Below are 26,006 nucleotides of genomic sequence, written 5' to 3' on the forward strand. Positions count from 1 at the left end.
AAGAATTAAAATGGCTCATTATTTTTCAACCACTGCAAATAGATGATAAAAATAATAAAGAGCCTGCCTCTGATAAAATAATACAGAAGATTTTTCTAAATAGTTTCTAAAAGACGAGGGTATTCCGCTTATTTATACCGGTTGACTGGCCTGATGAATAACGTCAAGTACCTGATGTAAATGGCTGGCATCAATTTGGCCGGGTGCTGAAGGTTTACCGACCATGCCGAAGGTCAAGGCTGAACCGGTTAATTCACCGGACAAGCGAGACACCACGCCTATGCCTTTCATCGACATTGTCAGCAGCGGCCTTTCGGCATACTGGCTGTGCATTTCCCAGGTCGCATTCATCAGACTTAATACGTCTCCCGAGTCATGAGGCATGGTGGCTATTTTAAGGATGTCGGCCCCCAGCGCCTGCTGGTGACGGAGACGGCGAATGAGTTCTTCCTTCGGCGGCGTTTTCTTGAAATCATGGCTAGACATCACTATCGCGACACCTTGTTGATGTGCCTGTGCCACAACCTTGCTTACCACCGCTTCACTGCGGAACATCTCTACGTCCAGCAGATCGGCTTTGCCGTTGTTGAGGATTTCCAGATAAAGACTGCCATACGCTGCGTCGCTGATGGCCTTCGCACCGCCCTCGGCCTCAGTCCTGAAGGTCACTAACATCACTTTGTTGGGTAAGAGTTCAGCAACCTGACGCGTCATTTTAGCCACGGCAATTTTGTCTAGCGCGTTGTCCAGATAGTCGAGGCGAAATTCAACCACATCAATCTCTTTCACCGCGGCCAACTGTCGTACGGAGTCCAACACTTCAGATTCCTGAGTGGCCGTTGTCGGCACAATCAGCTTTGGTGCACCCTCACCGATAGAGATTCCTTTCACCTTTAATAATTTAATCATGCGCTTGTTCCCTCCCTTGGGGACTGCAATGGCGCCTGACGGTGTCAGGCTGTCAGAGTGAGAAATGGCCGCTGAGGCATTTTTAAGGACAAAAGCTCCCGCAATCAGCGCTGCGCCTGATTTCATAAATTCCCGGCGTTTCATAAAATAACGTCCTCAAGACATAAGGCTAGTGATGGTTTTGACTAAAATCGAGGTTAAGTATTCTTAGATAAGGATTCAGCTTTGCGCGTCTTCGAGGTACTTGTTGCGGACTGCAGCGCCTCCGGCCAACATCATGATGATAGCCATCACGGTCAAGAACCAGAATGAGGCATGCCAGCCCGCGGTGAAACGGTGCAGTTGTCCGAAGAAGAAAGGCCCTGCGGCAGCAAATACGTATCCGATACCCTGGGTGAAAGAAGACAACGACGCAGCTCCTTGAACGCTGCGCGTGCGCAGGTTAATCAGCTGGAAGGTGGCAGGGATAGTCATCAGGCCAGGTGCCGCAACGACGGCCCAAACCCAGGATTCACCCGGCATATACAGGAAGCCCATATATCCCACAATCTGCATGACGCCGCCGATTGCCACCACAATGTACGGTTTTTTCATCCTCCCGAGATAAATTGGCACCAGAATGGAGTGCGCGATCCCGACGATGTTATATACAAACAGCATGTCGCCCGCGTTAGCTGCGCTGATCCCATTCTGAATGAGATAGGTAGGCAACCAATTGAGCATGGCGTACATACTCATCATGCTGACACCAAAGAGGATAACCATCGACCAGGCAACTGGCCATTTCCACACCGCAATGTGTTTAACAGCGGATTGCGCTTTCTGCTGCGGTTTTGCCACCGTCGCATCGCTCTGGTGATGGGTACGGATAGTCTGTAATACCCAAGGCAGCGCCGCGATCAATGCGGTCAGAGACCATAGCGCCACGTTGGCACGCCAGCCGTCGGACTGAGAAATAGGCACCGCAATCGCCGACGGCAGACCGGCCGATACCGCAATCATGACCGCATAAGTTGCCGTCAGACCGCCTACGCTGTCGGGAAAATATTTCTTGATGGTAGGTTGAACCAGCACATTTCCGAAGCCCATTCCGGCCAGCGCCAAAATACTGCAAGCCACAAAAACTGGGAAGCTAGCGGTGAAGGTTCGCAGCCCGATACCGGCGCAGACCAGCAGCATGGAGAGCAACAGCGCGCCTTCATAGCCCAGTCGGCGAGACACAGAGGCGGTAAGCGAACCAAACACCGCAAACGACAACAGCGGCAACACACCGAGGATATTCGCGTTAAACCCGGAAATATCGTGCTCGATAAAACCATAGATGGCGCTAAGTGACGTGACGGCGGCGCGCAGGTTAAGCGACACTAAAACCAGACCAACCAATACCAGCGTTCGCCTGGCTGGAATAGTCGAATTGGAGGCGGGTTTATTGGTTTGAGGGGCCGCTTTCGCGGCCGGAGTCTCCAGATTGATAGAACTAGGTAGCTCAGACATCTTGTCTCTCCTCAGAAATGAAAGCGCTCTACGTTAGTTTGAAAACTGATGAGTTTTACCAAAACAGGTTTCTTGCAACGCTTTCATGGCCTGACGCGCTACGCTGGCTGGATCTTGCGCTTTCAAGACATCGCTAAACACTTCCAGACCTAAAGGACCGGTGTAATCCTGTTCTTGCAGATACTCGATAAGAGTATGAATCGGGAACTTGCCCTGCCCCGGCAGCAGTCGACGATGGCGGGCGGTGTCGATAAGGTTTTCAGGATCTGGCTGCTCGGAGAGGTCAGAAAGCTGGACCAAAAAGATTTTATCCATCGGAATACCGTGTAAATCCGCTACCGTGCGTTGACGAACAAAAATGTGGAAGGCATCAACGACCAGCCCAAGATTAGGTTCATTAACGCGCTGAACCATTTTCCAGGCATCGGCGGTATTGTTGATTTTGGTACTCCAGGCCATACCTTCATAGGCAATGCGCAAACCCCGTTGACCCGCCTGACGAGCCAGCCAGCGTAAATCTTCTTCAATACGCTCACCGACGCACTCTTTATGCGTGCAGGCCGGTGTAAGTAATAGGGTCGCACCGAGAGCAACCGCGGTATCCAACATCCGCAGCGCCTCGTGGCGTTTATCTTCGCGGATGCTGTCAGGCGCTCCGTCAAAATCCAGCAGCACCTGATAATCAGTCAATCCGACGGGCAACTTCTGCAATAGCGTTTTAATACCTGCGGTATCTCCCCCGCTGGCTTCAACGTCTTGTCTCCAAAGCTCAACCTGTTGAAAACCGGCGTCATGCGCAGCACGCAGTTTGTCATCAGTCGTTCCACCTAAACATACGGTGTTAATAAACAATGGATTTTCTGCCTTTTTCATCATAATTCTCCCGATACTGGTGCTTGTTTTCGCCGTAGCGAACTCTTTATTTTGCGCAAAGCGCGACCAAAAAATAGGTGAGCGATGCCGTACAGAACAAAAATGACTCTGCCGGAAACCTGCTTAAAGCCAGGACTTGAAAGCGAGAATAAAGCGTTTCACATCAGCTTGTTTGAACAGCGAAATCGAGTCATATACTGACCTACCCTCTTTAATGGACTTAATCATAATGGGACCTTCTTTACGATGTTCGTCTTATTCTCGAGCCTTAAGAGTAGTCATAAACTTTATTGGGAAGGGAATACTGTTTAACAGTGGTAAGCCATACCGAAAAAGTAGTATGTTGGATTAATTACCTTTGATCTGCGTCAACGTTATTCGTCAAGTTTGTCAGTCTATTTTTATTCACTGAAATCTTCTTATTATAGACAATAATATTTATAAAGGTTTTGTATGGATTTAAAACGGTTGCGTTATTTCTGCGTTATTGTAGAACAAGGCTCTATCAGCAAGGCTTCACGTATTCTCAATATTTCACAGCCCCCGCTCAGCAAGCGGCTTCAGGAGCTGGAGGAGGAGGTAGGCACGCCGCTGGTATCCCGTAACGGGAGCGGAATTACCACCACCGAGGCAGGCATGGTTTTGTATCTGCGGGCGTGCGATATTCTGCGCAACGTCGAGGAGGCACGCAGTGAAGCCATCTTCGTGGCAAACAATAAGAAGGAGATTTTACGTATCGGTATTTCCTACTTGTTTCAACGCCATTTCAGCCCGCTAATATCTGAATTTTATCAAAAACTTGAAGGCGTAAAGATCGAAACAATCGTCGCTGACTCCAGCACGCTTGAGTCAATGCTGGATAAAAAACGCATCGATATCGGCCTTTTTCAACAGCCAAAAATGGCAAGCAGTTACGAATGTATCAGTATGCAACCGGTGAAAGCAGTCGCCGTTGTCTCAAAAAAATTGCTGCCAGCGCCGCCAAAAGATCACATATTGCTCTCCGAACTGGGGCAACTTCCACTGATTTTAATTAGAAGAATCAATGGCGAAGGCACGTTTGAGTACATTAATAATCAGCTGCTTAGGCTTGGCGTGCGGCCCAATATTATTATTTCCGCCAATGAGCCGAGAATGGTATGTGAGTTAATCGCATCAGGAATTGCCGCAGCGTCAATGATGCCCGCCTGCGAGGTACCGCCACAGGCACTGGAATATTGTCATATCGTGGATATTTACCCGACGCCGAATATCTTTTTCCCGACGTTCGTGAAATTAGCTGCTGCACCGCATCAGCCAGAATTACTGAATATTTTGTTACATTACCAGGATCAAAACATTTAATAGGAAACATTCCGAGAGAGTATTATTTAATATCCATACTTGCGCTGGTAAATTAATGTTTCAGTAGCAACCGCCTGTGATGTTAATTATTGATTAATACAGATCCAAAGATGTTAAAGATCCGGGCAGATATTCAGGGCAATGTGCTCTATTTTTCACAGAGCTGGCTTTTATCTTGTCAGCTCTTTACCCTACTCACCCTTGATATTTAGTTTGGAACGAGTGTTCGTAATGAAAAAGTTATTCCTGGTCGTTGTGGTGGTGGTTGGTTTGGCCGTTTGGTGGTTCAAGCGTACACCACCGCGAGACCCTCACTACGATGCCGCAGCGTGCGTCGCGGTCGATGTGATGGGTAAGGCAGCTCCCGACACCGATAGCGCTTTCTTAAATAAAATCCGCACCGTGATTGATAATGAAAACAGCGATTATTCAGTGAGTAAGGTCAAGTTTAGCGAGAGTGTGGCTATGGTATCCATTAAACGATATCAGTCACTGAGCTCAGGGCAGAAGGCCATAGCAGGTCAGAATCTAGACAGCTGTATCAATGTCATGGCGGCAGGTCCGTCAGAAAAGGCAAATCAGCAGACGAATTTGTGAAGGGGAGATAACGCAGAGCCCTCTCAGGCTCTGCGTTCAGACAGAGATAATTATTTGCCCTGCGCCTTGCTGATGGCAGCCTGCAGCTGTTCTGCCGACACTGCGCCAGGCAGCACGGTAGTGTTGTCGGCGTTAGCGCCACTGACTGGCATCACGATAAAGCCAGGCGTGCCCTGGAAGCCCAAAGATTTTGCCAGTTCGTCATTTTTCGCCAACGCGGCATGCGTTTCCTGACGGTGTGCGTCGCTTGGCAGCGCAGCATGTGCTTTTTCAACCGCACCCGAGATATCCGCATCGGTCAGCTTGCCTTCGTCATGCCCAGTCGCATAAATCGCATTGTGGTAGGCCAGGTAAGCCTGCGCGCCCTTCTGCTTATAGACATACTGCCCGGTTTCAGCAGCAGTGATTGATGCTTTCCAGCGGTCGCCAAAGATTGGCCACTCTTTGAAGATGAAGCGCACGTTAGGATTCGCCTTGATGGTTTGCTCCACCACCGGCGCCATGTGGCTACAGTACATGCACTGGTAATCGAAGAACTCTACGAAGGCAACTTTTGCATCCGCAGGGCCGTAAGACGGAGTGTCTTTGTCCTGCAACAGCGCAGGCGCATTACCCAGCACCGCGTTGAGAGAATCCGTTTCCTGCTGTTGCTGCTGCTGAGCCTGCAGCTTCTGGCTTGCCTGCACCAACACTTCCGGGTGCGCGATGATGTATTCAGAGGCAATCTTGCCGATAGCCTGTTGTTGGGCATCGGTGAAAGTCGCGCTGCTGTCTGCGGCGGCGGCCAAACCCGGCGTCGCAATCAGCGCTGCCAGCAATGTCATCATATGACGTTTCATAAAAACACTTCCTTTGAGTATGAGACTAAATTCTTTCACAATTTTAAAACAGATGAATGACATAAAAGCTAATGTATTACGCTAACGGCTTGCACCTATTAATTGTGAACTTTTATGAATCACGCGGCCATTTTGGCAAAAAACCACGCAATAGACGTGGTTTTTGTTTTTAACTGGCGAAGTTAAAACCGCAATCAGAAGCTGCCCGCCACGAGTTTTTGCGCATCGACCAGCGCCTGCTGTTTGCCCAACAGTCCGGTCATCATCGCATTGTACTGCGTCACCTGCTGCTGACTTGGGAACTGCACGGAACCGTTGGCGAACGCCACCTGATTCCCCTGCTGACCGAGGAAATCGCCCACGGCAATAATGTCCTGAGTCAGGCTTGAGAGTGCGGGAACGACCGGAAGCAACGCATTGGCGGGTTGAGTCACATCCTGAGCATAGACTTGATTATAAACGGCTTTCAGGTCATCAGGCTGTTTGAGCGCGGCCTGCGCGGTGTCGGCGGTCGCCTTGGCAGTTTGAATCTGCTGGGTAAGCGTATTCAGCGTACCGGCCGCCTGTTGCACTGCCGCTTTCTGCTGCAGGTAATCCTGTGGCACGCGAATTTGGGCCAGTGTGTTCACGGCAGGGGCGAGGCTATTGTTAACTGACTGCTTCATCTGACGCGAGAAGGTCAGAATAATGGTGTAATCGTCGGCGTATTTACCGAATTTCTGCCTTTGGTCTTCGCTCAGCGTCGGCAGATTTTGCCCGCTGCGCATCACCGTATTCTGCAGATAATCAATGAAGGCTTTCCTTTGTTCCGGCTCTTTATCGCCACAGGCGGTAAGTTGAAAAACCATGAGTAATGCAACTACAGGCGCCAGCCAGCGCGCGAATGTCCTGCTCCTGATCCCTACAGCCATTTCCTGACTCCTGATTCAATATTATTATTAACAGCTGATAACCTGAGCTTATTAGGATAGATGATCCTGCTTGCTTAGGATACAGCAAAGAAGCAACTGCCCCGCGCCAGTGCAGTCTGCACGAATGCGGTGAAAAATTACCCTCGCCCAACTTGACCCATCCGCTTTTCATCCGCCCTCAACCACCGCCGATATCTTTTAATAAATTAATTATCCCGCTGTTTATAAAGGCATTAACCCTGACATTCCCCTGATTTATTTCTGATTAAAAGCGATCTGGCAAGGATATTGCCTGTTTGTCAGCAGCAGGAGCGATAGCGGGAAACCGGTGTCGCCATACAATTTGAAATAAGGTCACTAGGGTTCCGGTCCGCGTTTTGCGGATGGCTGGTCCGAGAGTGACCGACCGCCCTCTGGCGGTTACACGGCGGGATAAAAGCCCGGGAGGCCAAAGCGAGAACCTTTCTCGCCGCCGACCTCCTGCACCTTATCCGTGGTTAACGTCAGAGGAAATATAATGTTTAAAGCTTGCCAACGCCTGCTGTCCTGCGCCTTATGCCTTGCAGCCCTTCTTAGCCAGCCCGCTCTGGCCGCCACTAAACCTACTTTCAAAATCGCCTGGTCTATTTATGCCGGCTGGATGCCCTGGGACTTTGCCCAGCAGAGCGGCATCCTCAAGAAATGGGCCGACAAATACGGTATCAACATTCAATTTGTACAGGTAAACGACTACATCGAGTCGGTTAACCAATATACCGCAGGAGGATTTGACGGCTGCACCATGACCAATATGGACGCGCTAACCCTCCCTGCAACCGGCGGCGTAGACAGCACTGCGCTTATCGTCGGCGACTACTCCAACGGTAACGATGGCATCATGCTCAAAGGCGCAGGTGATGTGAAATCGCTGAAAGGCCAGTCCATCAATCTGGTCCAGCTGTCGGTGTCCGAATACCTGCTGGCGCGCGCGCTTGAAAAGTCCGGCATGACCGAGAAAGACGTCACCGTGGTCAACACCGCCGACGCCGACCTGGTTGCCGCCTTCGGCACTCCGGCCGTGAAGTCGATTGTCACCTGGAACCCGCTGCTGGCAGAGGCTAAAAAGCAGCCCGACAGCCATGAAATCTTCTCCTCAGCCCAAATCCCGGGCGAAATCCTCGACCTTTTAGTGGTGAACAGCACCACCCTGAAGGCCCATCCTGAGCTCGGCAAGGCGCTGACCGGTGCCTGGTACGACACGCTCAATGCCATGAAAGGTAACGGCCCGGAAGCCCTCAAGGCCCGCAGCTTTATGGCGCAGGAGTCGGGTACCGACCTCAAAGGCTTTGACGATCAGCTGGCCGCGACCTACCTGTTCAGCACCCCGAAGCAGGCGCTGGACTTTATGAAAGGTCCACAGATTAAAACCACCATGCAGTCCGTGGCTGAGTTCTCCTTCAAGCACGGCCTGCTCGGCGAAGGCGCGCCGGATGCCACCACCGTCGGGATAACCACACCGTCCGGCAACTGGGGAAATCCGTCCAACCAGAAGCTGCATTTTACCGACACGTTCGTGAAGCTGGCTGCGGCCAACAAGCTGTAATTGCTATCCCTGTTAACTATCTGAAAGGCATTCCGATGCGTAAAATGATCAACTACCAACCGCAACGCCTGTCACGCAGCCTGCTCGGGCTTTTACCCCTGCTGCTGCTGATCCTGGTTTATTTGATGGCGTCGGATGCCCGTCTGTCGGCCAATGCCTTCGATAAGCTGCTGCCGAGCTTTAGCGCCATGGGCGACGCCCTTTACCGCGTAGCGTTTCAAGCCGATCCACGTACCGGCCAATATCTGCTGTGGACCGACACTTACGCCAGCCTGATTCGCCTGCTGAGCGGCATCGCCATCAGCGCCTTTCTGGGACTGGTGCTGGGTATCTTCTGCGGCGCGCTGCCCGCCGTGCGTTCGCTGATTTCTCCACTGGTGACGCTGTTTGCGCTGATCCCCCCGCTGGCGGTCCTGCCTATTCTTTTTATCATTTTCGGCCTCGGTGAACTGTCAAAAATCGTGCTAATCGCCGTCGGTGTGACGCCGTTTATCGCCCGCGACCTTCAACAGCAGGTGCAGTCAATCCCCCACGAACAGCTGATCAAGGCGCAGACCCTTAGCGGCCACAGTGGGCAAATCATGTGGCGGATAATCCTGCCTCAGCTGATGCCGCGCCTGTTCGACGCGGTACGCCTGTCGCTCGGCTCGGCCTGGCTGTTCCTGATTGCCGCCGAGGCCATCGCCGCCACCGAAGGGCTCGGTTATCGCATCTTCCTGATGCGCCGCTATCTGGCAATGGACGTTATCTTGCCCTACGTCGCCTGGATAACGCTGCTCGCCTTTGCCCTCGATGCCTTGCTGCGCCTGATAAGCCGCCGCTGCTGGCCCTGGTATTACGTTAAATAAGCCCCACTGGAGCAAAAAATGAGCTTACTCAGTATGCGCAATCTGGAAAAACACTACGGCAATCAGGTGGTACTCGAGCGGGTCAACGCCGAAGTTCAGGAGGGAGAGTTCGTCTCTATCGTCGGGGCATCAGGCTGTGGCAAAACCACCTTCCTGAAAATGATGCTCGGTACGGAAAGCCCCAGTAAGGGCGAACTGCTGCTCGACGGCAAACCGGTCATTCAGGAACCGGGAGAAGATCGCGGCGTAGTTTTCCAACGTTATTCGGTTTTCCCACATCTGACCGCACTGCAAAACGTGATGATCGGTGAAGAGTTCGTCCAGGCGCGCTGGCTGGGTCGCGTGTGGGGCAGCAAGCGTAAGGCGATTGCCGAACGCGCCACCGACATGCTGACCCAGGTCGGGCTCGGCCATGCGCTGGATAAGTACCCTCACCAGCTTTCCGGCGGCATGCAGCAACGTCTGGCACTGGCGCAGGCGCTGACCAAGAAGCCGCGTATCCTGCTGCTCGACGAACCCTTCGGTGCCCTGGATCCAGGCATCCGCAAAGACATGCATCAGTTGATAACCGAACTATGGCAGAAACACAAACTCACCATTTTCATGATAACCCACGACCTCAAGGAGGGTTTTTCCCTCGGTTCGCGCCTGTGGGTGTTCGACAAAATCCGTCATGACCCTCAGGCACCTGACGCCTGGGGCGCAAGTATTACCTACGACATTCCGCTAGAGGAGCGAAAAGCATGAGTGAATCCCACGAAATTCTGTACCAAACCCAGCTTCAAGCCGGTTCACACTGGTCAATGCGGGTAAAAAGCGGATCGGCGCTGCGCCTGACCGACGTCGAGGGCGGCGCCAACCTTGGCATGCTGTTTTACAATCCAGAGAACCTGCTCGAACGCTACAACGCGCCGGATACCCTGAAGTGCCAGCACACCTTCCGACTCACCGAAGGACACTGCCTCTACTCAGACATGGGGCGCATTTTCTGCGGCATCGAGCACGACAGTTTTGGCTGGCACGATACCGTCTGCGGCACCCTGAATGCGGCGCAGACCGAGCAGCGGTTTGGTGCGCTGAGCTATCAGCAGGCGCACAACGCCCGTCATCAGAACGGCTACGACAGTTTCCTGGTTGAACTGGCAAAATACGGGCTTGGAAAACGCGATATGGCCGCCTGCGTGAACCTGTTTTCAAAAGTCACCGTCGACGAAAACGGGTATCTGGCGCTCGACACACGCCCGCAGCCGACGGCCAGCGTCACGCTGCGTTTCGCGATGGACACGCTGGTGGTGATGCACACCTGTCCGCATCCCATGACCGAGGCAGCACGCTATCCGCGAGCGCCTATCGATATCGCCCTGCTGGCCGGTAGCGCGCCGCTGCCCGCTCACTGCCTGCAATCGGCGGAGAACCAGCGCGGCCAGGCCAACAATGACCTCTACCATCACACTACTTGCTGCCAGGGAGCACACTGATGATCCAGACAAGCCAACAGCATACCGAAACCGCCCTTTTTCGTCAGTCCATCGCCGCCGGAGACTATTGGCTGCACCGCATCGAGGCCGGACAAACGCTGCGCATCGTCGATAGCGAAGGCAATCAGGCCGCGGATACGCTGTTTTTCAACGCCGACGACGTCGGTGAGCGCTACAGCATGACCGATACTCTGCGCGGACAAAGAAACGTCTTTCTGAGCGCCGGCACCACGCTACGCTCGAACGACGACCGTCCGATGCTGGAGATAGTCGCCGACACCTGTGGACGCCACGATACCTTGGGCGGCGCCTGTGCCACCGAGAGCAACACCGTGCGCTATTCGTTGGAAAAGCGCCATATGCACGCCTGCCGCGACAGCTGGATGTTGGCGATTAGCGAGAACCCGCAGTATGGGCTCACCAAACGCGACATTACTCACAACATAAATTTCTTCATGAACGTCCCCGTGACTTCGCAGGGCGGATTGACCTTTGAAGACGGGCTCTCCGCGCCGGGGAAATACGTAGAGTTGGTGGCGAAAATGAACGTCTTAGTGCTTATCTCCAACTGTCCGCAGCTGAATAATCCTTGTAACGGCTACAACCCTACGCCGATTGAAGTGGTGATCTGGTAAATCCAGTCAGATAACGCGTGCTTCGGGACGACCCGCAAAATGCCACGCAACAGCAATACAGCAGGACGACCTGCCCGTCGCACAGAGAGTCAACCATGTTTAAATGCGTTCTGATTGCCAATCGTGGCGCCATTGCGGTGCGCATCATCCGCACCCTCAAGCAGTTGGGCGTACGCGCCGTGGCGGTCTACGCCGAGGCCGACCAGCATTCACTGCACGTTCGCCAGGCCGATGAGGCCTTCTGCCTCGGGGCGGGCAGCGTGCGCGACACTTACCTCAATCAGGATAAATTGCTGGCTATCGCGCATCAGTGCGGCGCACAGGCAATTCATCCCGGTTACGGATTTCTCAGCGAAAACGCCGCTTTCGTCGAGCGTTGCACTGCCGAAGGTGTGGTGTTTCTCGGACCAACCGCCGCGCAGATGGCCGCTTTTGGCCTCAAACACAGCGCCCGTCAGCTGGCGGAGAAATGCCAGGTTCCGCTGCTCCCGGGCAGTGGATTGCTGATAGATTTACTGCAGGCGCTGCAAAGCGCCGACGAGATTGGTTATCCGGTCATGCTCAAGAGCACCGCAGGGGGCGGCGGTATAGGCATGCAGCGCTGCGACGACGCCGCCAGCCTCAGTGAGGCATTCACTCGCGTTAAACGCCTCGCAGGCAATAATTTCGCCGATGATGGCGTATTTTTAGAGAAATTTGTCGCCAAAGCTCGACATATCGAGGTGCAAATCTTTGGTGACGGCGCAGGAAACGTTATTGCGCTCGGTGAAAGGGACTGCTCCGCTCAGCGCCGAAATCAGAAGGTCATCGAAGAAACGCCTGCCCCGAACCTGCCGCAGCCAGTGCGTGAGGCGCTGCAACAGACCGCGGTGCGTCTGGGTAAAGCGGTCAACTATCGCAGCGCTGGCACGGTAGAATACGTTTACGACGTCGGCAGTGAGCAGTTTTATTTTCTCGAGGTGAACACCCGTTTACAGGTAGAGCACGGCGTTACCGAGCAGATTTATGGCGTGGATATTGTCAGCTGGATGGTACAGCTCGGCGCTGACTGCCTGCCGCCGCTCTCAGCGTTCGCCAACCTGACGCCGCAGGGCCACGCTGTCCAGGTACGCCTCTATGCCGAAGACCCGGCCAAACATTTCCAACCCTGCGCGGGGTTGTTAAGCCACGTCAGTTTTCCGCTCGCACCCGACGGCGCTCAGCTGCGCATCGACGGCTGGATTGACAGCGGTTGTGAGGTTTCTCCTTTCTATGACCCGATGCTCGCCAAAGTCATCATTCATGCCGAAAATCGGCCACTGGCGCTGGCGGCATTGAACCAAACGCTACGCGATACTGAACTCTATGGCATTGAAACCAATCTTGATTATCTGCGTCATCTGCTCGCACAGCCCGCCGTTATCAAGGGGGAGGTGATCACGGCGACGCTGGCGGGCGTAGACTATCGCCCGGCCACCTTTGACGTACTCACGCCCGGCACATTGACCAGTATTCAGGATGCACCAGGCCGCTGCGGTTATTGGCACGTAGGAGTACCGCCTTCGGGTCCGTTCGACAGCCGCTCATTTCGTTTGGGCAACCGCCTGCTCGGCAACGACGAGCAGGCAGCGGGACTGGAAATCACCTTACGGGGCCCGACGCTGCGCTTTAATCGCGACTGCGCTATTGTCATCAGCGGAGCAGAGATCGACGCCCGTCTCGACGGCGAGAAACTGTCGATGTGGCAAGTCTGTACCGTGCACGCCGGGCAAACGCTGGCGCTAGGTCCGGTCGAGGGTGAGGGCTGCCGCAGCTATTTGCTGCTGGCGGGTGGCATCGACTGCCCACGCTATCTCGGCAGTCGCAGTACTTTCACGCTCGGCAAGTTCGGCGGTCATGCAGGCAGACAACTGCGCAGCGGTGACGTGCTGCACCTCGCCGCGCCGCGTTTAACAGAGCGAAAGTCCCTACCGATCAGCTTGCTGCCAGAGTGGCACGAGGTGCGCACCCAGCGGGTCATTTATGGCCCGCAGGGTGCGCCGAAATTTTTCACCGAGCAAGATATTGCGGCATTTTTCGACGCCGTCTGGCAGGTGCATTACAACTCCAGCCGCACTGGCATTCGCCTGATCGGCCCTAAACCCGAATGGGCGCGCAGTGACGGCGGCGAAGCGGGTATGCACCCGTCCAATATCCACGACAACGCCTATGCCTTTGGAACCGTGGATTTTACCGGTGATATGCCGGTAATCCTCGGCCCCGACGGTCCTTCGCTCGGCGGCTTTGTCTGCCCGGCCACGGTGATTCAGGCAGATCTGTGGCAGCTCGGGCAATTAAAATCCGGCGACAGGATAAGGTTTGTGCCCGTGTCGCTTGAGGATGCCGACCGGTTGGCGCGCGATGCTGAGGTGGAACTCTCAACGCTGCACTCCCAGCCGAAGGCTGGGATCGCGACAATTTTACAAAATCCACTGTTATGGCACCGCGCAGCGCAGGATGCGCTGCCGTCGGTGAGCTATCTCGCCGCAGGCGATCGATTTATTTTGGTGGAATATGGCGATCCGATTTTGGATATTGCCCTGAGATTTCGCGCTCATGCCCTGATGCAGTGGTTGGAAAACAACCGATTGGCGGGCGTGCTGGAACTGACGCCCGGCATTCGATCGCTGCAAATTCATTTTGATAGCCTGCTTTGCCCGCGCGACGCCTTGATCAGCCATCTACAGCAGGCAGAAGCCTCACTTGGCGATTTACAGCAGGCCGAGGTGCCTTCACGCACCGTCTGGCTGCCGCTCAGCTGGGACGACGACGCCTGCCGTGAAGCTATCGAGAAATACACTCAGTCCGTTCGCCCCGGAGCACCCTGGTGCCCGAGCAATATCGAATTTATACGCCGAATCAACGGTCTAAGCAGTGTTGAAGAGGTGCGGGAAACTCTGTTTAACGCCCGCTATCTGGTCATGGGGCTCGGCGACGTTTATCTGGGTGCGCCGGTCGCTACGCCGTTGGATCCGCGCCATCGCTTGGTCACCACCAAATACAACCCGGCACGCACCTGGACGGCAGAAAACTCGGTCGGCATCGGCGGTGCCTACCTGTGCGTCTACGGCATGGAAGGCCCCGGTGGCTATCAGTTCGTGGGCCGTACGCTGCAAATGTGGAACCGTGACCGGCAGACCGAGGCCTTTGTACAACCCTGGCTGCTGCGGTTTTTCGATCAGATTCGTTTTTATCCGGTGAGCGCCGAGGAGCTGAAGACGATTCGCCAGAACTTCCCGTATGGCGATTATCCGCTGCGCACCGAGGAGGGCAAATTCCGCCTCGACGAGTATCAGGCCGCTTTGGCGACGCAGCAGTCGGAAATTACCGCGTTTCAGCTTAAGCGACAGCAGGCATTCGACCAAGAGCTGGCGCGCTGGCGTGCAGACGGACAGTTCACCTTTGACAGCAGTTTGCAGGAAGCGTCGTTGGAGCCTGAACAGGCGATCCCCGAGGGCTGCCACGGCATTGACAGCCATGTCGCCGGCAACGTGTGGCAATGGCTCGTGAAACCAGGCGATAAAGTATCATTGGGTCAAACGCTCGGGATCCTGGAGTCGATGAAAATGGAGATCCCGATTTCTTCGCCGGTCAGCGGTACGGTGAAGAGTCTGACTCGTCAGCCCGGCTCGCAGGTTCAGGCCGGACAAACGCTGTTGATCGTAGAAGAGTAGAATAAGGCCGCCCATGCCCACTGGGCGGCGCACATCACATTTTTTCATGCTATTTATCGCTCTTTTCGTGCAATGTGATTTATTTAACTATGCTTGTATTCATAAACAATAATTTGAGTGGCGACTTAGAGAAAGATGGCCGAAAAGAATCAATTGGACACGCAATCCATCATTACCTTCCCAAATGATGACTGGAGAGCCAAAACTGGAGCAATTTCTTCAGCCGTAGAGGAGCTTGAGCAGGGTAAGATTTTATTTTTCCCTCATCTTGGCTATCCATTGAATACACAGCAACAAAGCCTGCTGGACCCCGCTCTGGTTGATCCAAAAAGAAAAAACATCAGCTATGACGTGGGCAGACACCAGATTAAGGGCGTTGCCAATTCGGAGAAAGAGCCACAGGTAAGAAAACTGCTGGAAGACTACTATCAGGCCTGTAGTGCGTTGATAGACACTGTTCTGCCTGAATATCAGAGTGTTTTGCGCAGACCGGTCAATAGTTTACGTTTGCACCCGGTCAGTGAATGGCGCAACAAGAGTTCCTGGCGAAAAGATGACAGCCGTCTGCACGTTGACGCTTTTCCTTCGCGCCCGAATTACGGCGAACGTATCCTGCGCATTTTCACCAACATCAATCCCCACGGTGAAGACCGGGTTTGGCGCATTGGGGAACCGTTCCCGCAGCTCGCAGAAAGATATTTACCGAAGCTGGCCGGTTTCTCTCCGTTCAAAAGCTGGCTACAGCATAAGTTGCATATCACCAAAACGCCGCGCAGCCACTACGACCATCTGATGTTGCAGATGCACGACAAGATGAAGTCGGACGACAACTACCAGAAAAATGGCCAGCAGATTACCCAGCGCTTCCCGCCGGGCAGCAGCTGGATATGTTTCTCTGACCAGACGCCGCACGCTGCGATGTCGGGCCAGTTTATGCTGGAGCAGACCTTCCTGCTGTCGGTGAAAGACATGCACAATCCGGACGCGTCCCCCCTGCGCACGCTGCAACGGATAACCAACAAACGCCTACTGTAGGCTGATTTCCTGGATGATTTGCCGGCGGCGTTCACGCAGCGCCGCCGTTGAAGCCAGCTGCTGCGCTACCAGCGCCGCCGGAGCCACGTCAGGATGTCCGGCGTTGAAAGGCGGCGCGGGGGCGTACTCCAGCCCCAGCTGAATGCGCTGCGCCCGTTCCTCACCGGCAAGCTCCGCAACCAGGGTCAGCGCAAAATCAATCCCCGCCGTTACGCCGCCTCCGCTGAAGATATTGCCGTCGCGCACCACCCGCTCCGACACGGGAATAGCACCAAACCACGCCAGCGTATCGAGATACATCCAATGGCAGGCGGCGCGTTTTCCCCTGAGTATTCCCGCTGCCGCCAGAATCAGTGAGCCGGTACAGACTGAAGTTACATAGGTCGCGTTGTCCGCAAGCCTTTGGATATGGCTGATAAAATCGGGATTTTTCATCGCGTCGGTGCAGCCTCCCCCGCCCGGTACACAAAGCACGTCGCACTCGGTCAGACTTTCCAGTGGCTGGAGGCTGGCAAAATTCAGGCCCTCCGAGACAATGCTTTCACCGCCGAGCGAGGCGGCAATCAACCGCGCACCCGGCAAATGCATCAGCACCTGCCAGGGACCGGTGAAGTCCAGCTGCGTCACGCCGGGATACAGCGGAAACACCACGGTTAAAGGTTTATTCATCATCGACTCCTGTTAATTAGGTTGTTCTACTTAACCTAACCGATCTACATTTGACCTAAAGGTCATAGTTCCCTCAAAAAGCGCCATTTACCTGAGGTATAGGCTCATGCGACAGCTCGGCTTTATTATCTTTCCCGACTTCAACCTGCTCGATTTTGCCGGCCCACTGACGGCGTTTGATACCGTCTCCCGCGATCTGCCCTCCCCGCTTTACCAGTGTCACGCTCTCTCCGTCGACGGCGGATTAGTGAAAAGTACGCCGGGAATCGAGGTAATGAGTGAACCGCTGGATAACCAAAGGCATTTCGACACGCTGGTCATAGCCGGGGGGCGCGGGGTCATGGCAGCCATGAACAATGCCCAAATACAGGATTTTTTGCGCCATCAGTATCGCCTCGGGCGGCGCGTGACTAGCGTCTGCTCGGGAGCGTTTATCCTTGCGGCCACCGGTCTGCTTGACGACAAACGCGTGACGACACACTGGTCAAAGGCGCAGAGGCTGCAACGGTGTTTTCCGGCAATTCGAGTCGATCAGGACAAGATTTTTATCCAGCAAGGCAGACTCTGGACGTCGGCGGGGATCTCTGCCGGTATCGATCTGGCGTTGGCGCTGATTGAACAGGATGAAGGTCGCGAGGTCGCGGCGAGTACGGCACGCCAGCTGGTGGTTTACCAACGCCGTGCGGGCGGCCAGTCGCAGTTTTCGGTTTTACAAGCGTTAGACCCAAGTTCGGATCGCATACGCATGGCCCTGAGCTATGCGCGTGAACATCTTGCAGCCCCCTTGTCGGTGGGTGATTTGGCCGATGCAGCCTGCCTGAGCCTGCGTCAGTTTGGACGACTTTTTCGCAGCGAAACCGGGCAAACTCCGGCCAAAATCATCGAACAGCTGCGCGTCGAAGCCGCCCGCGAACGCATCGAATGCGGCCACGAGACGCTAGAGGTTGTCGCCCGTCAGGTGGGATTCGTTGATCCCGAAAGAATGCGGCGGGCGTTTATACGCCTTACCGGCCAGCCGCCACAGGGATTGAGACGGCTGGCACAGCGCGGTTAGAGTCCTTCCAACGCTTGCTCAAAATCGGCAATCAGGTCTTCGGTGTCCTCGATGCCGATACTGATCCTCACCAGTCCTTCGGTGATACCACTCTCGAGACGAATTTTCTCAGGAACCGCGCTGTGCGTTGTGCTGGCAGGGTGACAGGCCAGCGAGTCGGTGTCCCCCAGTGACACGGCCTGTGTGACCAACGTCAGCTTGTCGAGGAACTGCCGTGCAGCGCCGCGTCCTCCCTTCAATTCTACCGCCATAATACCGCCGAACAGCTTCATCTGTTTGCGTGCGACCTCATAGCCGGCATGAGTCTTCAGGCCCGGATAAAATACGGCGGCAATCGCCGGATGCTCATTGAGGTATTCGGCAATTTTTTGCGCGCTGTGGGAGCTGGCTTCTACGCGCAGCGGCAAGGTTTTTAATCCACGGGTCATCAGCGCCGCCTCGAACGGGCTTAGACAACCACCAAACTGCTTCAGGCACAGCGTTCGGATAGGATCGATAAGCTCGCGTCGCCCAGCGACAACACCGCCGGTCGCATCGCCGTGACCGCTGATATATTTGGTCGCCGAGTGCAGCACCACGTCGATGCCCAACTGCAGTGGACGGGTAAGATAAGGCGTAGCAAAGGTGTTATCGACCACGCTGACCGCCCCGGCCTCACGGCATAAACGCGCGACCTCTTCCAGCGAGAGGATACCCATCACCGGATTGGCAGGCGTTTCAACGAACACCATTTTGGTTTTTTCGGTGAAGGCCGCTTTCAATGCGTCGAGATCGGGCACAAACACAGGTTTGATGCCGTAGCGCGGCAGCAGATTGCGAATCAGCCCTTCGGTTCCGCCATACAGCGCGCCAATATGAATAATCTCGTCGCCGCTTTTGAGCAGCGCAAACAGGGTCGCACTCACCGCTGCCATACCACTGGCGCACGCCACCGCCGACTCGGCGTCCTCAAGCACCGCCATTCGCTCCTCAAAGGCCGTGACCGTGGGATTGCCAAAACGGCTGTACATATAACCCGGCTCTTCACCGCTAAAACGACGTTCACCGCTGTCGAAGTCGCCGTAAGAGAAGGAAGAGGTGGCCGTGATAGGGGTGGTGATCGCCCCGCTTTGCGCGTCCGGGTGTTGTCCGCCGTGAACGGCCAGCGTGCGCATACCGAGTGACGCGTGATTACCTGACTTTTTCATAGGGCATCCTGTTTATTAAATTTGGCCAATTAAGAATTATGGTAGCAGGATGTAAGGCCGTGAATAAGTAGTACAGCTCTTATATTCGATATGAATATCAATAAGAAGATTAAGTGCGGGGCGGCTAGAAATCCGTACGTCCAAATCATAAACAGCAGGCAAAAAAAACCCGATTCGGACACAAGGCCGGAACCGGGTTTTTCAATAATCGGCGAGCTTATTGCAGGACAGAGATATCCGCCACCTGCAGGAACAGCTCGCGCAGTTTGCTCAACAGCGTCAGACGATTGATACGCACCGCTTCGTCTTCAGCCATCACCATCACGCCGTCAAAGAAGGCGTCGACCGGCTCGCGCAGAGCAGCCAGTTCAACCAGCGCTTGCTGATACTGACCCGCAACAAACAGTGGCTCGAGCTTGTCGCGCAGGACCACCAGGTGGGTTGCCAGCTTCACCTCAGACGGCTCTTTCAATACCGACGCGTGAACCTGGTCGTAAAGGGCCTCGTTCGATTTTGCCAGAATGTTAGACACGCGCTTGTTGGCCGCAGCCAGCGTTGCCGCTTCGTCCAGGGTGCGGAAGTAGGTCACGGCCTTAACGCGAGCGTCAAAGTCGGCCGGTTTGGTCGGACGACGAGCCAGCACGGCCTGAATGGTGTCAACCGCGTGGCCTTCTTCCTGATACCAGGCACGGAAACGACCCAGCATGAAATCGACAACGTCATCGACGACTTTCTCGTTGGTCAGCTTGTCGCCATACAGACGTACCGCTTCTTCGGTCAGCGTTTGCAGATCCAGAGGCAGGTTCTTTTCAACGATGATACGCAGCACGCCTAGCGCGGCACGACGCAGCGCAAACGGGTCTTTGTCGCCCTTCGGATGTTGCCCGATGCCGAAGATACCGGCCAGGGTGTCCATCTTGTCAGCGATCGCCAGCGCACAGGCCACCAGCGATTCAGGCAGCTGATCACCGGCAAAACGCGGCTGATACTGTTCGTTCAACGCAACGGCAACTTCTTCCGCTTCGCCGTCGTGACGGGCATAGTGCATGCCCATCACGCCCTGCGTGTCGGTGAACTCGAATACCATGTTGGTCATCAGGTCGCATTTAGACAGCAAACCTGCGCGCCTGGCGTTCTCGACATTGGCACCGATTTTATCGGCTATCCACCCAGACAGCGCCTGAATACGGTCGGTCTTGTCACGCAGCGTGCCCAGCTGTTTCTGGAACAGCACGGTCTCAAGGCGCGGCAGATTGTCTTCAAGACGCTTTTTACGGTCTGTGTTGAAGAAGAACTCGGCATCGGCCAGACGCGGACGAACCACTTTCTCGTTACCGGAGATTATCTGCTGCGGGTCTTTCGACTCGACGTTGGCAACGAAGATGAAGTTCGGCAGCAGTTTTCCGGCGGCGTCGTACACCGGGAAATACTTCTGGTCACCCTTCATGGTGTAAACCAGCGCTTCCGCAGGGACGGCCAGGAATTTTTCTTCGAATTTCGCGGTCAGCACGACCGGCCATTCAACCAGTGAGGTCACTTCTTCCAGCAGGCTGTCGCTCAGGTCGGCGATACCGCCAATCTCGGCGGCAGCCGCTTCAGCGCCCTGCTTGATGACGGCTTTACGCTGCTCGTAGTCGGCAATCACCTTGCCGCGCTCGAGCAGAATTTGCGGATACTGGTCGGCGTTGTCGATAGTGAATTCGGACTCGCCCATAAAGCGGTGACCACGAACGGTGCGCGCAGAGTCGATGCCCAGAATAGTACCGGCAATAAGCTCGTCACCCAGCAGCAGGGTCACGGTGTGAACCGGACGCACGAACTGCACGTCGGAGTCGCCCCAACGCATCAGTTTTGGAATAGGCAGTTTTTGCAGGGAAGTCGCTATCATCGCTGGCAGCAGCGCCTGAGCGCTCTCGCCCTTAACGTGTGCACGATAAACCAGCCACTCGCCTTTGTCGCCCACCAGACGATCGGCCTGTTCGACGGTGATTCCACAGCCGCGCGCCCAGCCTTCGGCCGCTTTGGTGGCGTTACCTTCGGCGTCAAACGCCTGAGCAATCGCAGGACCGCGTTTCTCGACTTCGCGATCGGCCTGCGCCGCGCTGAGGTTGGCAACTTTTACCGCCAGACGACGCGGTGCAGCAAACCACTCAACCGCGCCGTGTGCCAGATTGGCCGCGTCCAGCTCAGCGGTCAGATTGGCCGCGAAAGATTCGGCAAGGCTACGCAGCGCCTTTGGTGGCAGCTCTTCCGTGCCGATTTCCACCAGAAATGTTTTTTCAGTCATCACTGTTTCTCACTTCTCGTTCTTTTTGCACATCGGGAAGCCCAGCGCCTCGCGGGAAGCGTAGTAGGCTTCGGCCACCATCTTGGTCAGGGTACGGATGCGCAGAATATAGCGCTGACGCTCGGTCACGGAGATGGCCTTGCGCGCGTCCAGCAGGTTGAAGCAGTGCGCCGCTTTCAAAATACGCTCGTAGGCAGGCAGAGCCAGCGGATTCTCGAGAGCCAGCAGCTTTTGCGCTTCTTTCTCGTGCTGTTCAAAGCTGTGGAACAGGAAGTCTACGTCGGCGTATTCGAAGTTATAGGTGGATTGCTCCACTTCGTTCTGATGGAACACGTCGCCGTAAGTGGTTTTACCCAGCGGGCCATCGCTCCACGTCAGGTCGTAAACGCTGTCTACGCCCTGAATGTACATCGCCAAACGCTCGAGACCGTAGGTGATTTCACCGGTAACCGGCTTGCACTCAAGGCCGCCGACCTGCTGGAAATAGGTAAACTGCGTCACTTCCATCCCGTTCAGCCACACTTCCCAGCCGAGACCCCAGGCGCCAAGCGTCGGGTTTTCCCAGTTGTCTTCTACGAAGCGGATATCGTGAACGGTAGGATCCAGACCCAGCTCTTTCAGCGAGCCGAGGTAGAGCTCCTGAATGTTTTCAGGCGAAGGTTTGATCATCACCTGGAACTGATAATAGTGCTGCAGGCGGTTAGGGTTTTCGCCATAACGGCCGTCGGTAGGACGACGGGAAGGCTGAACGTAGGCGGCAGCAAACGGCTCCGGGCCTAGCGCGCGCAGGCTAGTCATCGGGTGGGAAGTTCCCGCGCCGACTTCCATATCCAATGGCTGAACGATAGTACAGCCCTGTTGTGCCCAGTAATCCTGAAGCGTCAGGATCAGGCCCTGAAAGGTCTTGGTATCAAACTTTTGCATGTTGGTTTCGCACGCGAGACAAGTGAGTTTATAAAGAGTCGGACAGTATACCCGCTGCACGGAAGATAATCAGCTACCGCTTCCGACTTTCTCTGCCTCACAAAAAGGCATAAAACAGACCAAATGGTCCGCCGTTTGCCACATTAAGGCGCAAGGCAACCAGGCATAGCCCGGCGTCGGGACGACGAGTGCCCGTAATCCGGTCGCGCAGGCGTTTATTTGCCCCGCCGTGCCTGACTGGCATCAACATTGCTAGCCTCCTTATAACGCGAACGCTAAGGAGGCAAGCCTATGTCAACCGAACACAATCAGAGCCATTACCGCTATCGCATTTTCGCGATGGTCTTTTTTATCGCCTTGATCAACTACATCGATCGCGGCGCGCTCTCCTTTGCGGCCAATGATATTTCGGCCGAATACCACTTCACTAAACTCCAGCTCGGCGCAGTGCTCGGATATTTCGGCTTTGGTTACCTGTTTGGTTCTCTCTGCGGGGGATTGCTGGCCGACAGAATCGGGACCAAAAAAGTTTGGCTTATCGCCGGCGGCCTGTGGTCGTTGCTGGAAATTGGCACCGCGTGGGCCGGTGAGCTTGGGGTCGCACTGTTCGGCGGCTCGGCAATCATGGGCTTTGCGGTATTGCGTATTCTGTTTGGCTTCTCGGAAGGGCCGGCCTACGCGTTGATGAACAAGACTATTGCCCATTGGGCACCACGCAGAGAGCGCGGCTTCTCACTGGGCATTGGGCTGCTAAGCACCCAGGTTGGTGCGCTGCTGACCGCGCCCCTGGCGGTAGGTTTACTGCTGCTTACCCACGACTGGCGCACGATGTTTATTGTACTGGGCGTCTTTTCGCTGCTGGCAATCGCCGTGTTTGCCCGTGGGTTTACCGATACCCCCGCGCAGCATCCTAAGGTGACGCCAGCAGAACTGGCCGCTATCGCGCAAGACGCAGAGGTACAGGATACCGGCTCTCGCCAGCCGTGGTGGGCGTTTTTTACCAGCCGTACGCTGGTGCTGAATGCACTGGGCTATTTCTCGTTCCTGTACGTCACCTTTGTGCTGGTCACCTGGAGCCCTAAATATTTGCAGGATACCTTCCACTATGACCTGCATTCCCTGTGGTACGTCGCGATGATCCCCTGGACCGGCGCCTGCTTCACCGTGCTGCTCGGCGGCAAGATAGCCGATACGCTGCTGCGTAAAACCGGCAACCTGCGTCTGGCGCGCAACGTTTTTGCCGCCGTCACGCTGCTGCTGACCGCCACCTGTTTCGTACTTATTCCCTACGCCAGCTCACCGTTCGAGATAATTCTGCTGATGACTCTGGGCAACGCCTTGAATGCTCTGGTAAATAACCTGTACTGGTCGGTGGTGATTGACGTCTCGCCGAAGGCGTCGGTTGGCACCTACAGCGGCATGACGCTGGCGATAGCCAACGTGGCGTCGATACTCGCGCCGACGTTAAGCGGCTATCTGGCGCAGTACCACGGCTATGGTGCGATGTTCACCGCGACGGCGGCCGTGTCTTTTTGCAGCATGCTGTGCATGACCCTGCTACAGCCTGAGAAACGGATGAAAAAACGGGAACCTATGCCGCAGGGTAAACAGGTAGCGCTTGCAGAAAAATAGCATTAAGACCAAGATTGCGGAGGCCATTTTCCGCAATCTTGGGAGCAAGACGATGACACGATGCAGTTGGGTCTCGAACGATCCACTTTATATTGAATATCACGATAAAGAGTGGGGTGTGCCGATAAAAGACGGCCGCGTGCTGTTCGAAATGCTGTGTCTGGAGGGTCAGCAGGCCGGACTTTCATGGATTACCGTGCTACGGAAACGTGAAAATTATCGCCGCTGCTTTCACCAGTTTGTGCCTGAGCGTATCGCCGAAATGACCGAGCAGGACGTCGAGACGCTGGTGCTTGAAAGCGGGATTATCCGTCACCGCGGTAAAATTCAGGCCATCATCACCAATGCCAAAGCCTGGCTCGAGATGCAGGCCAGCGGCGAAGACTTCTCAACCTTTGTCTGGCAGTTCGTTGACCACCAGCCCATCGTTAACAGCCCACAGGGTCCGGGTGAGGTGTTGGCAAAAACCGAGATTTCCGATGCCATGTCCAAGGCCTTGAAAAAACGCGGGTTCAAGTTTATTGGGTCGACAATCTGCTATGCGTTTATGCAGGCCAGCGGCCTGGTGAACGATCACCAGACAAACTGCCTATGCCATCCACAACGCATGACTGCGTGATCCGCCGCGCGGACTCTCAAGATATCAACGCATTAGTGCTGCTCTGGCTACGCAGCACGATAAAAGCACACCCTTTTATCAGCGAAAGTTACTGGCTTGAAAGTGCGGCGATGGTCAAAGAAACCTTTTTACCTCAGGCCCGTACCTGGGTTGCCTGCCGGGCAGAAAATAAAGAAATAGTCGGTTTCATCAGCGTACTAAATCAGCAGTTTATTGGGGCGTTATTTATCATTGAGGAATTTTACGGTAGCGGGTTGGCGCAGGAATTAATGTCGGTAGTAAAAAATTATTATTCAAAGCTGCTGCTTGAGGTTTATCAACAAAACGATCGTGCCGTGGCTTTTTATCGTAAGGAGGGATTTGGCGTTATTACCGATACACATCATCCCGGCACCGGCCTGCCGACGTGGGTGATGAGCTGGCAAAGCTTGTAGTGAAGCAAATTATTAATATTAACTTAATAATAACACCCTCTTATTTTAATGATATTTATTATTCACAACGCATTAAGCGGTTTATCTTTTATGCTCCCGCTATGTTTCTATTTAATTAAATAAATCGGAGTAACGTAAATAAAGTTAAATGTTTTTCCTATATCACTCAAAGCGGATTTATCTGAGTGATAAATTTTGGCTTTTCTCGCATAAAGAGCGCGGACGGTTATCAACAAGCCGAATTTATCTTGAAGGAAAAATAAAAATGAATAAACGTATTCTCGTTATTGCCAGCGGTCTGTGCCTTACGCTGGGACTCTCGGCCTGTACCACCAACCCTTACACCGGCGAGCAGGAAGCAGGTAAATCCGGCATTGGCGCAGGGATTGGTGCCGTATTAGGTGCCGGTGTGGGGATGCTTTCTTCATCTAAACATGACCGCGGCAAAGGCGCTCTGATTGGCGCAGCAGCAGGCGCGGCGCTCGGCGGCGGCGCAGGCTATTACATGGACGTGCAGGAAGCCAAGCTGCGCGACAAAATGAAAGGCACCGGCGTTAGCGTTACCCGCCAGGGCGATAACATCGTGCTGAACATGCCAAACAACGTCACCTTCGACAGCAACAGCAGCACGCTGAAACCGGCGGGCGCCAACACGCTGACCGGCGTAGCGATGGTATTAAAAGAGTATCCCAAGACCGCGGTTAACATCGTCGGCTATACCGACAGCACCGGCGGCCACGACCTCAACATGCGACTGTCACAGCAGCGTGCAGACGGTGTAGGCAGCGCGCTTATCACTCAGGGCGTTGCCGGCAGCCGCGTACACACCTCCGGCGCGGGTCCGGCGAACCCTATCGCCTCCAACAGCACGGCAGAAGGCAAGGCCCAGAACCGTCGCGTAGAAATTACGCTCAGCCCGATGCAGTAATCGACAAATACAAAAGTTTTTACTTAAACACCGGC

At 54.7% G+C, this 26,006-nt stretch carries 24 protein-coding genes and 1 riboswitch; of the genes, 14 read left to right on the forward strand and 10 right to left on the reverse strand.

Annotated features, from left to right (window positions below; genetic code table 11):
* Positions 1-132: 132 nt before the first annotated feature.
* The 3 genes from aroD to BS640_RS20315 all read right to left on the reverse strand — a co-directional run bounded on the left by aroD (position 133) and on the right by BS640_RS20315 (position 3,276).
* Positions 133-909 (reverse strand): type I 3-dehydroquinate dehydratase, encoded by a 777-nt coding sequence (aroD, locus tag BS640_RS20305; RefSeq protein ID WP_225741543.1) that lies wholly within the window; start codon positions 907-909, stop codon positions 133-135.
* 219 nt (positions 910-1,128) lie between these two features.
* The gene (locus tag BS640_RS20310; protein ID WP_084913235.1) at positions 1,129-2,403 is read right to left on the reverse strand and encodes an MFS transporter; all 1,275 of its coding nucleotides are present in this window, start codon (positions 2,401-2,403) and stop codon (positions 1,129-1,131) included.
* A gap of 33 nt (positions 2,404-2,436) precedes the next feature.
* On the reverse strand, positions 2,437-3,276 hold the full coding sequence (locus BS640_RS20315; RefSeq protein ID WP_084913236.1) for a sugar phosphate isomerase/epimerase family protein: 840 nt from the start codon (positions 3,274-3,276) through the stop codon (positions 2,437-2,439).
* A 453-nt stretch (positions 3,277-3,729) separates the two neighbouring features.
* Between BS640_RS20315 and BS640_RS20320 the strand changes: the two genes are divergently transcribed.
* Both BS640_RS20320 and BS640_RS20325 read left to right on the forward strand, forming a co-directional pair.
* Entirely contained in the window at positions 3,730-4,620 is an 891-nt protein-coding gene (locus tag BS640_RS20320) for a LysR family transcriptional regulator (RefSeq protein WP_017493501.1), read from the forward strand.
* 231 nt (positions 4,621-4,851) lie between these two features.
* Complete coding sequence (locus BS640_RS20325; RefSeq protein WP_084913237.1) at positions 4,852-5,217, forward strand: hypothetical protein; 366 nt, start codon at positions 4,852-4,854, stop codon at positions 5,215-5,217.
* 50 nt (positions 5,218-5,267) lie between these two features.
* Here BS640_RS20325 and BS640_RS20330 read toward each other — a convergent pair whose 3' ends face one another.
* A complete protein-coding gene (locus BS640_RS20330; RefSeq protein ID WP_017493503.1) occupies positions 5,268-6,056 on the reverse strand; it encodes a DsbA family protein in 789 nt (262 codons plus the stop codon).
* Between the two features lie 194 nt (positions 6,057-6,250).
* Positions 6,251-6,967, reverse strand: coding sequence for a DUF3053 domain-containing protein (locus BS640_RS20335; RefSeq protein WP_017493504.1), 717 nt, complete (start codon positions 6,965-6,967; stop codon positions 6,251-6,253).
* A 346-nt stretch (positions 6,968-7,313) separates the two neighbouring features.
* Positions 7,314-7,416: riboswitch (guanidine-I (ykkC/yxkD leader) on the forward strand.
* Positions 7,417-7,484: 68 nt separating this feature from the next.
* Here BS640_RS20335 and BS640_RS20340 point away from each other — a divergent pair.
* The 7 genes from BS640_RS20340 (at position 7,485) to BS640_RS20370 (ending at position 16,237) form a co-directional block, all read left to right on the forward strand.
* A complete protein-coding gene (locus BS640_RS20340; protein WP_017493505.1) occupies positions 7,485-8,549 on the forward strand; it encodes a putative urea ABC transporter substrate-binding protein in 1,065 nt (354 codons plus the stop codon).
* A 35-nt stretch (positions 8,550-8,584) separates the two neighbouring features.
* Entirely contained in the window at positions 8,585-9,397 is an 813-nt protein-coding gene (locus tag BS640_RS20345) for an ABC transporter permease (protein ID WP_084913238.1), read from the forward strand.
* Positions 9,398-9,415: 18 nt separating this feature from the next.
* Positions 9,416-10,144 (forward strand): ABC transporter ATP-binding protein, encoded by a 729-nt coding sequence (locus BS640_RS20350; protein ID WP_017493507.1) that lies wholly within the window; start codon positions 9,416-9,418, stop codon positions 10,142-10,144.
* On the forward strand, positions 10,141-10,875 hold the full coding sequence (locus BS640_RS20355) for an urea amidolyase associated protein UAAP1 (protein WP_017493508.1): 735 nt from the start codon (positions 10,141-10,143) through the stop codon (positions 10,873-10,875). The genes BS640_RS20350 and BS640_RS20355 overlap by 4 nt, the downstream gene beginning before the upstream one ends.
* A complete protein-coding gene (locus tag BS640_RS20360; protein WP_084913239.1) occupies positions 10,875-11,510 on the forward strand; it encodes an urea amidolyase associated protein UAAP2 in 636 nt (211 codons plus the stop codon). Before BS640_RS20355 ends, BS640_RS20360 begins: the two co-directional genes overlap by 1 nt.
* Before the next feature lie 95 nt (positions 11,511-11,605).
* On the forward strand, positions 11,606-15,202 hold the full coding sequence (gene uca / locus BS640_RS20365) for an urea carboxylase (RefSeq protein ID WP_084913240.1): 3,597 nt from the start codon (positions 11,606-11,608) through the stop codon (positions 15,200-15,202).
* A gap of 135 nt (positions 15,203-15,337) precedes the next feature.
* On the forward strand, positions 15,338-16,237 hold the full coding sequence (locus BS640_RS20370) for a Kdo hydroxylase KdoO (protein WP_017493511.1): 900 nt from the start codon (positions 15,338-15,340) through the stop codon (positions 16,235-16,237).
* On the opposite strand, the gene BS640_RS20375 is transcribed toward BS640_RS20370, so the two are convergent.
* Entirely contained in the window at positions 16,229-16,906 is a 678-nt protein-coding gene (locus BS640_RS20375; protein ID WP_084913241.1) for a DJ-1/PfpI family protein, read from the reverse strand. The genes BS640_RS20370 and BS640_RS20375 overlap by 9 nt on opposite strands.
* A 106-nt stretch (positions 16,907-17,012) precedes the next feature.
* Here BS640_RS20375 and BS640_RS20380 point away from each other — a divergent pair, with 106 nt between their 5' ends.
* A complete protein-coding gene (locus BS640_RS20380; protein ID WP_017490383.1) occupies positions 17,013-17,960 on the forward strand; it encodes a GlxA family transcriptional regulator in 948 nt (315 codons plus the stop codon).
* On the opposite strand, the gene BS640_RS20385 is transcribed toward BS640_RS20380, so the two are convergent.
* The 4 genes from BS640_RS20385 to BS640_RS22110 form a co-directional block, all read right to left on the reverse strand.
* Positions 17,957-19,147: a trans-sulfuration enzyme family protein gene (locus BS640_RS20385; RefSeq protein WP_084913242.1), complete on the reverse strand. Its 1,191-nt coding sequence runs from the start codon at positions 19,145-19,147 to the stop codon at positions 17,957-17,959. The genes BS640_RS20380 and BS640_RS20385 overlap by 4 nt on opposite strands.
* 217 nt (positions 19,148-19,364) lie before the next feature.
* Positions 19,365-21,434: a glycine--tRNA ligase subunit beta gene (glyS, locus tag BS640_RS20390; protein WP_084913243.1), complete on the reverse strand. Its 2,070-nt coding sequence runs from the start codon at positions 21,432-21,434 to the stop codon at positions 19,365-19,367.
* A gap of 9 nt (positions 21,435-21,443) precedes the next feature.
* Entirely contained in the window at positions 21,444-22,358 is a 915-nt protein-coding gene (gene glyQ, locus BS640_RS20395; protein ID WP_017490386.1) for a glycine--tRNA ligase subunit alpha, read from the reverse strand.
* A 97-nt stretch (positions 22,359-22,455) separates the two neighbouring features.
* A complete protein-coding gene (locus tag BS640_RS22110; RefSeq protein ID WP_017490387.1) occupies positions 22,456-22,608 on the reverse strand; it encodes a hypothetical protein in 153 nt (50 codons plus the stop codon).
* Positions 22,609-22,649: 41 nt separating this feature from the next.
* Here BS640_RS22110 and BS640_RS20400 point away from each other — a divergent pair, with 41 nt between their 5' ends.
* The 4 genes from BS640_RS20400 to BS640_RS20415 all read left to right on the forward strand — a co-directional run bounded on the left by BS640_RS20400 (position 22,650) and on the right by BS640_RS20415 (position 25,971).
* Positions 22,650-23,990 (forward strand): MFS transporter, encoded by a 1,341-nt coding sequence (locus BS640_RS20400; protein ID WP_017490388.1) that lies wholly within the window; start codon positions 22,650-22,652, stop codon positions 23,988-23,990.
* Between the two features lie 52 nt (positions 23,991-24,042).
* Positions 24,043-24,609 carry a DNA-3-methyladenine glycosylase I gene (locus tag BS640_RS20405; protein ID WP_084913245.1) on the forward strand — a complete coding sequence of 189 codons (567 nt, stop codon included), beginning with the start codon at positions 24,043-24,045 and terminating at the stop codon, positions 24,607-24,609.
* Positions 24,606-25,043 carry an N-acetyltransferase gene (locus BS640_RS20410; protein ID WP_017490390.1) on the forward strand — a complete coding sequence of 146 codons (438 nt, stop codon included), beginning with the start codon at positions 24,606-24,608 and terminating at the stop codon, positions 25,041-25,043. The genes BS640_RS20405 and BS640_RS20410 overlap by 4 nt, the downstream gene beginning before the upstream one ends.
* A gap of 265 nt (positions 25,044-25,308) precedes the next feature.
* Positions 25,309-25,971, forward strand: a complete 663-nt coding sequence (locus tag BS640_RS20415; protein ID WP_017490391.1) for an OmpA family lipoprotein — start codon at positions 25,309-25,311, stop codon at positions 25,969-25,971.
* The last annotated feature ends 35 nt before the right edge of the window (positions 25,972-26,006 follow it).

Origin of the sequence: Rouxiella badensis (assembly GCF_002093665.1) — a bacterium.
Taxonomy (GTDB): domain Bacteria; phylum Pseudomonadota; class Gammaproteobacteria; order Enterobacterales; family Enterobacteriaceae; genus Rouxiella; species Rouxiella badensis.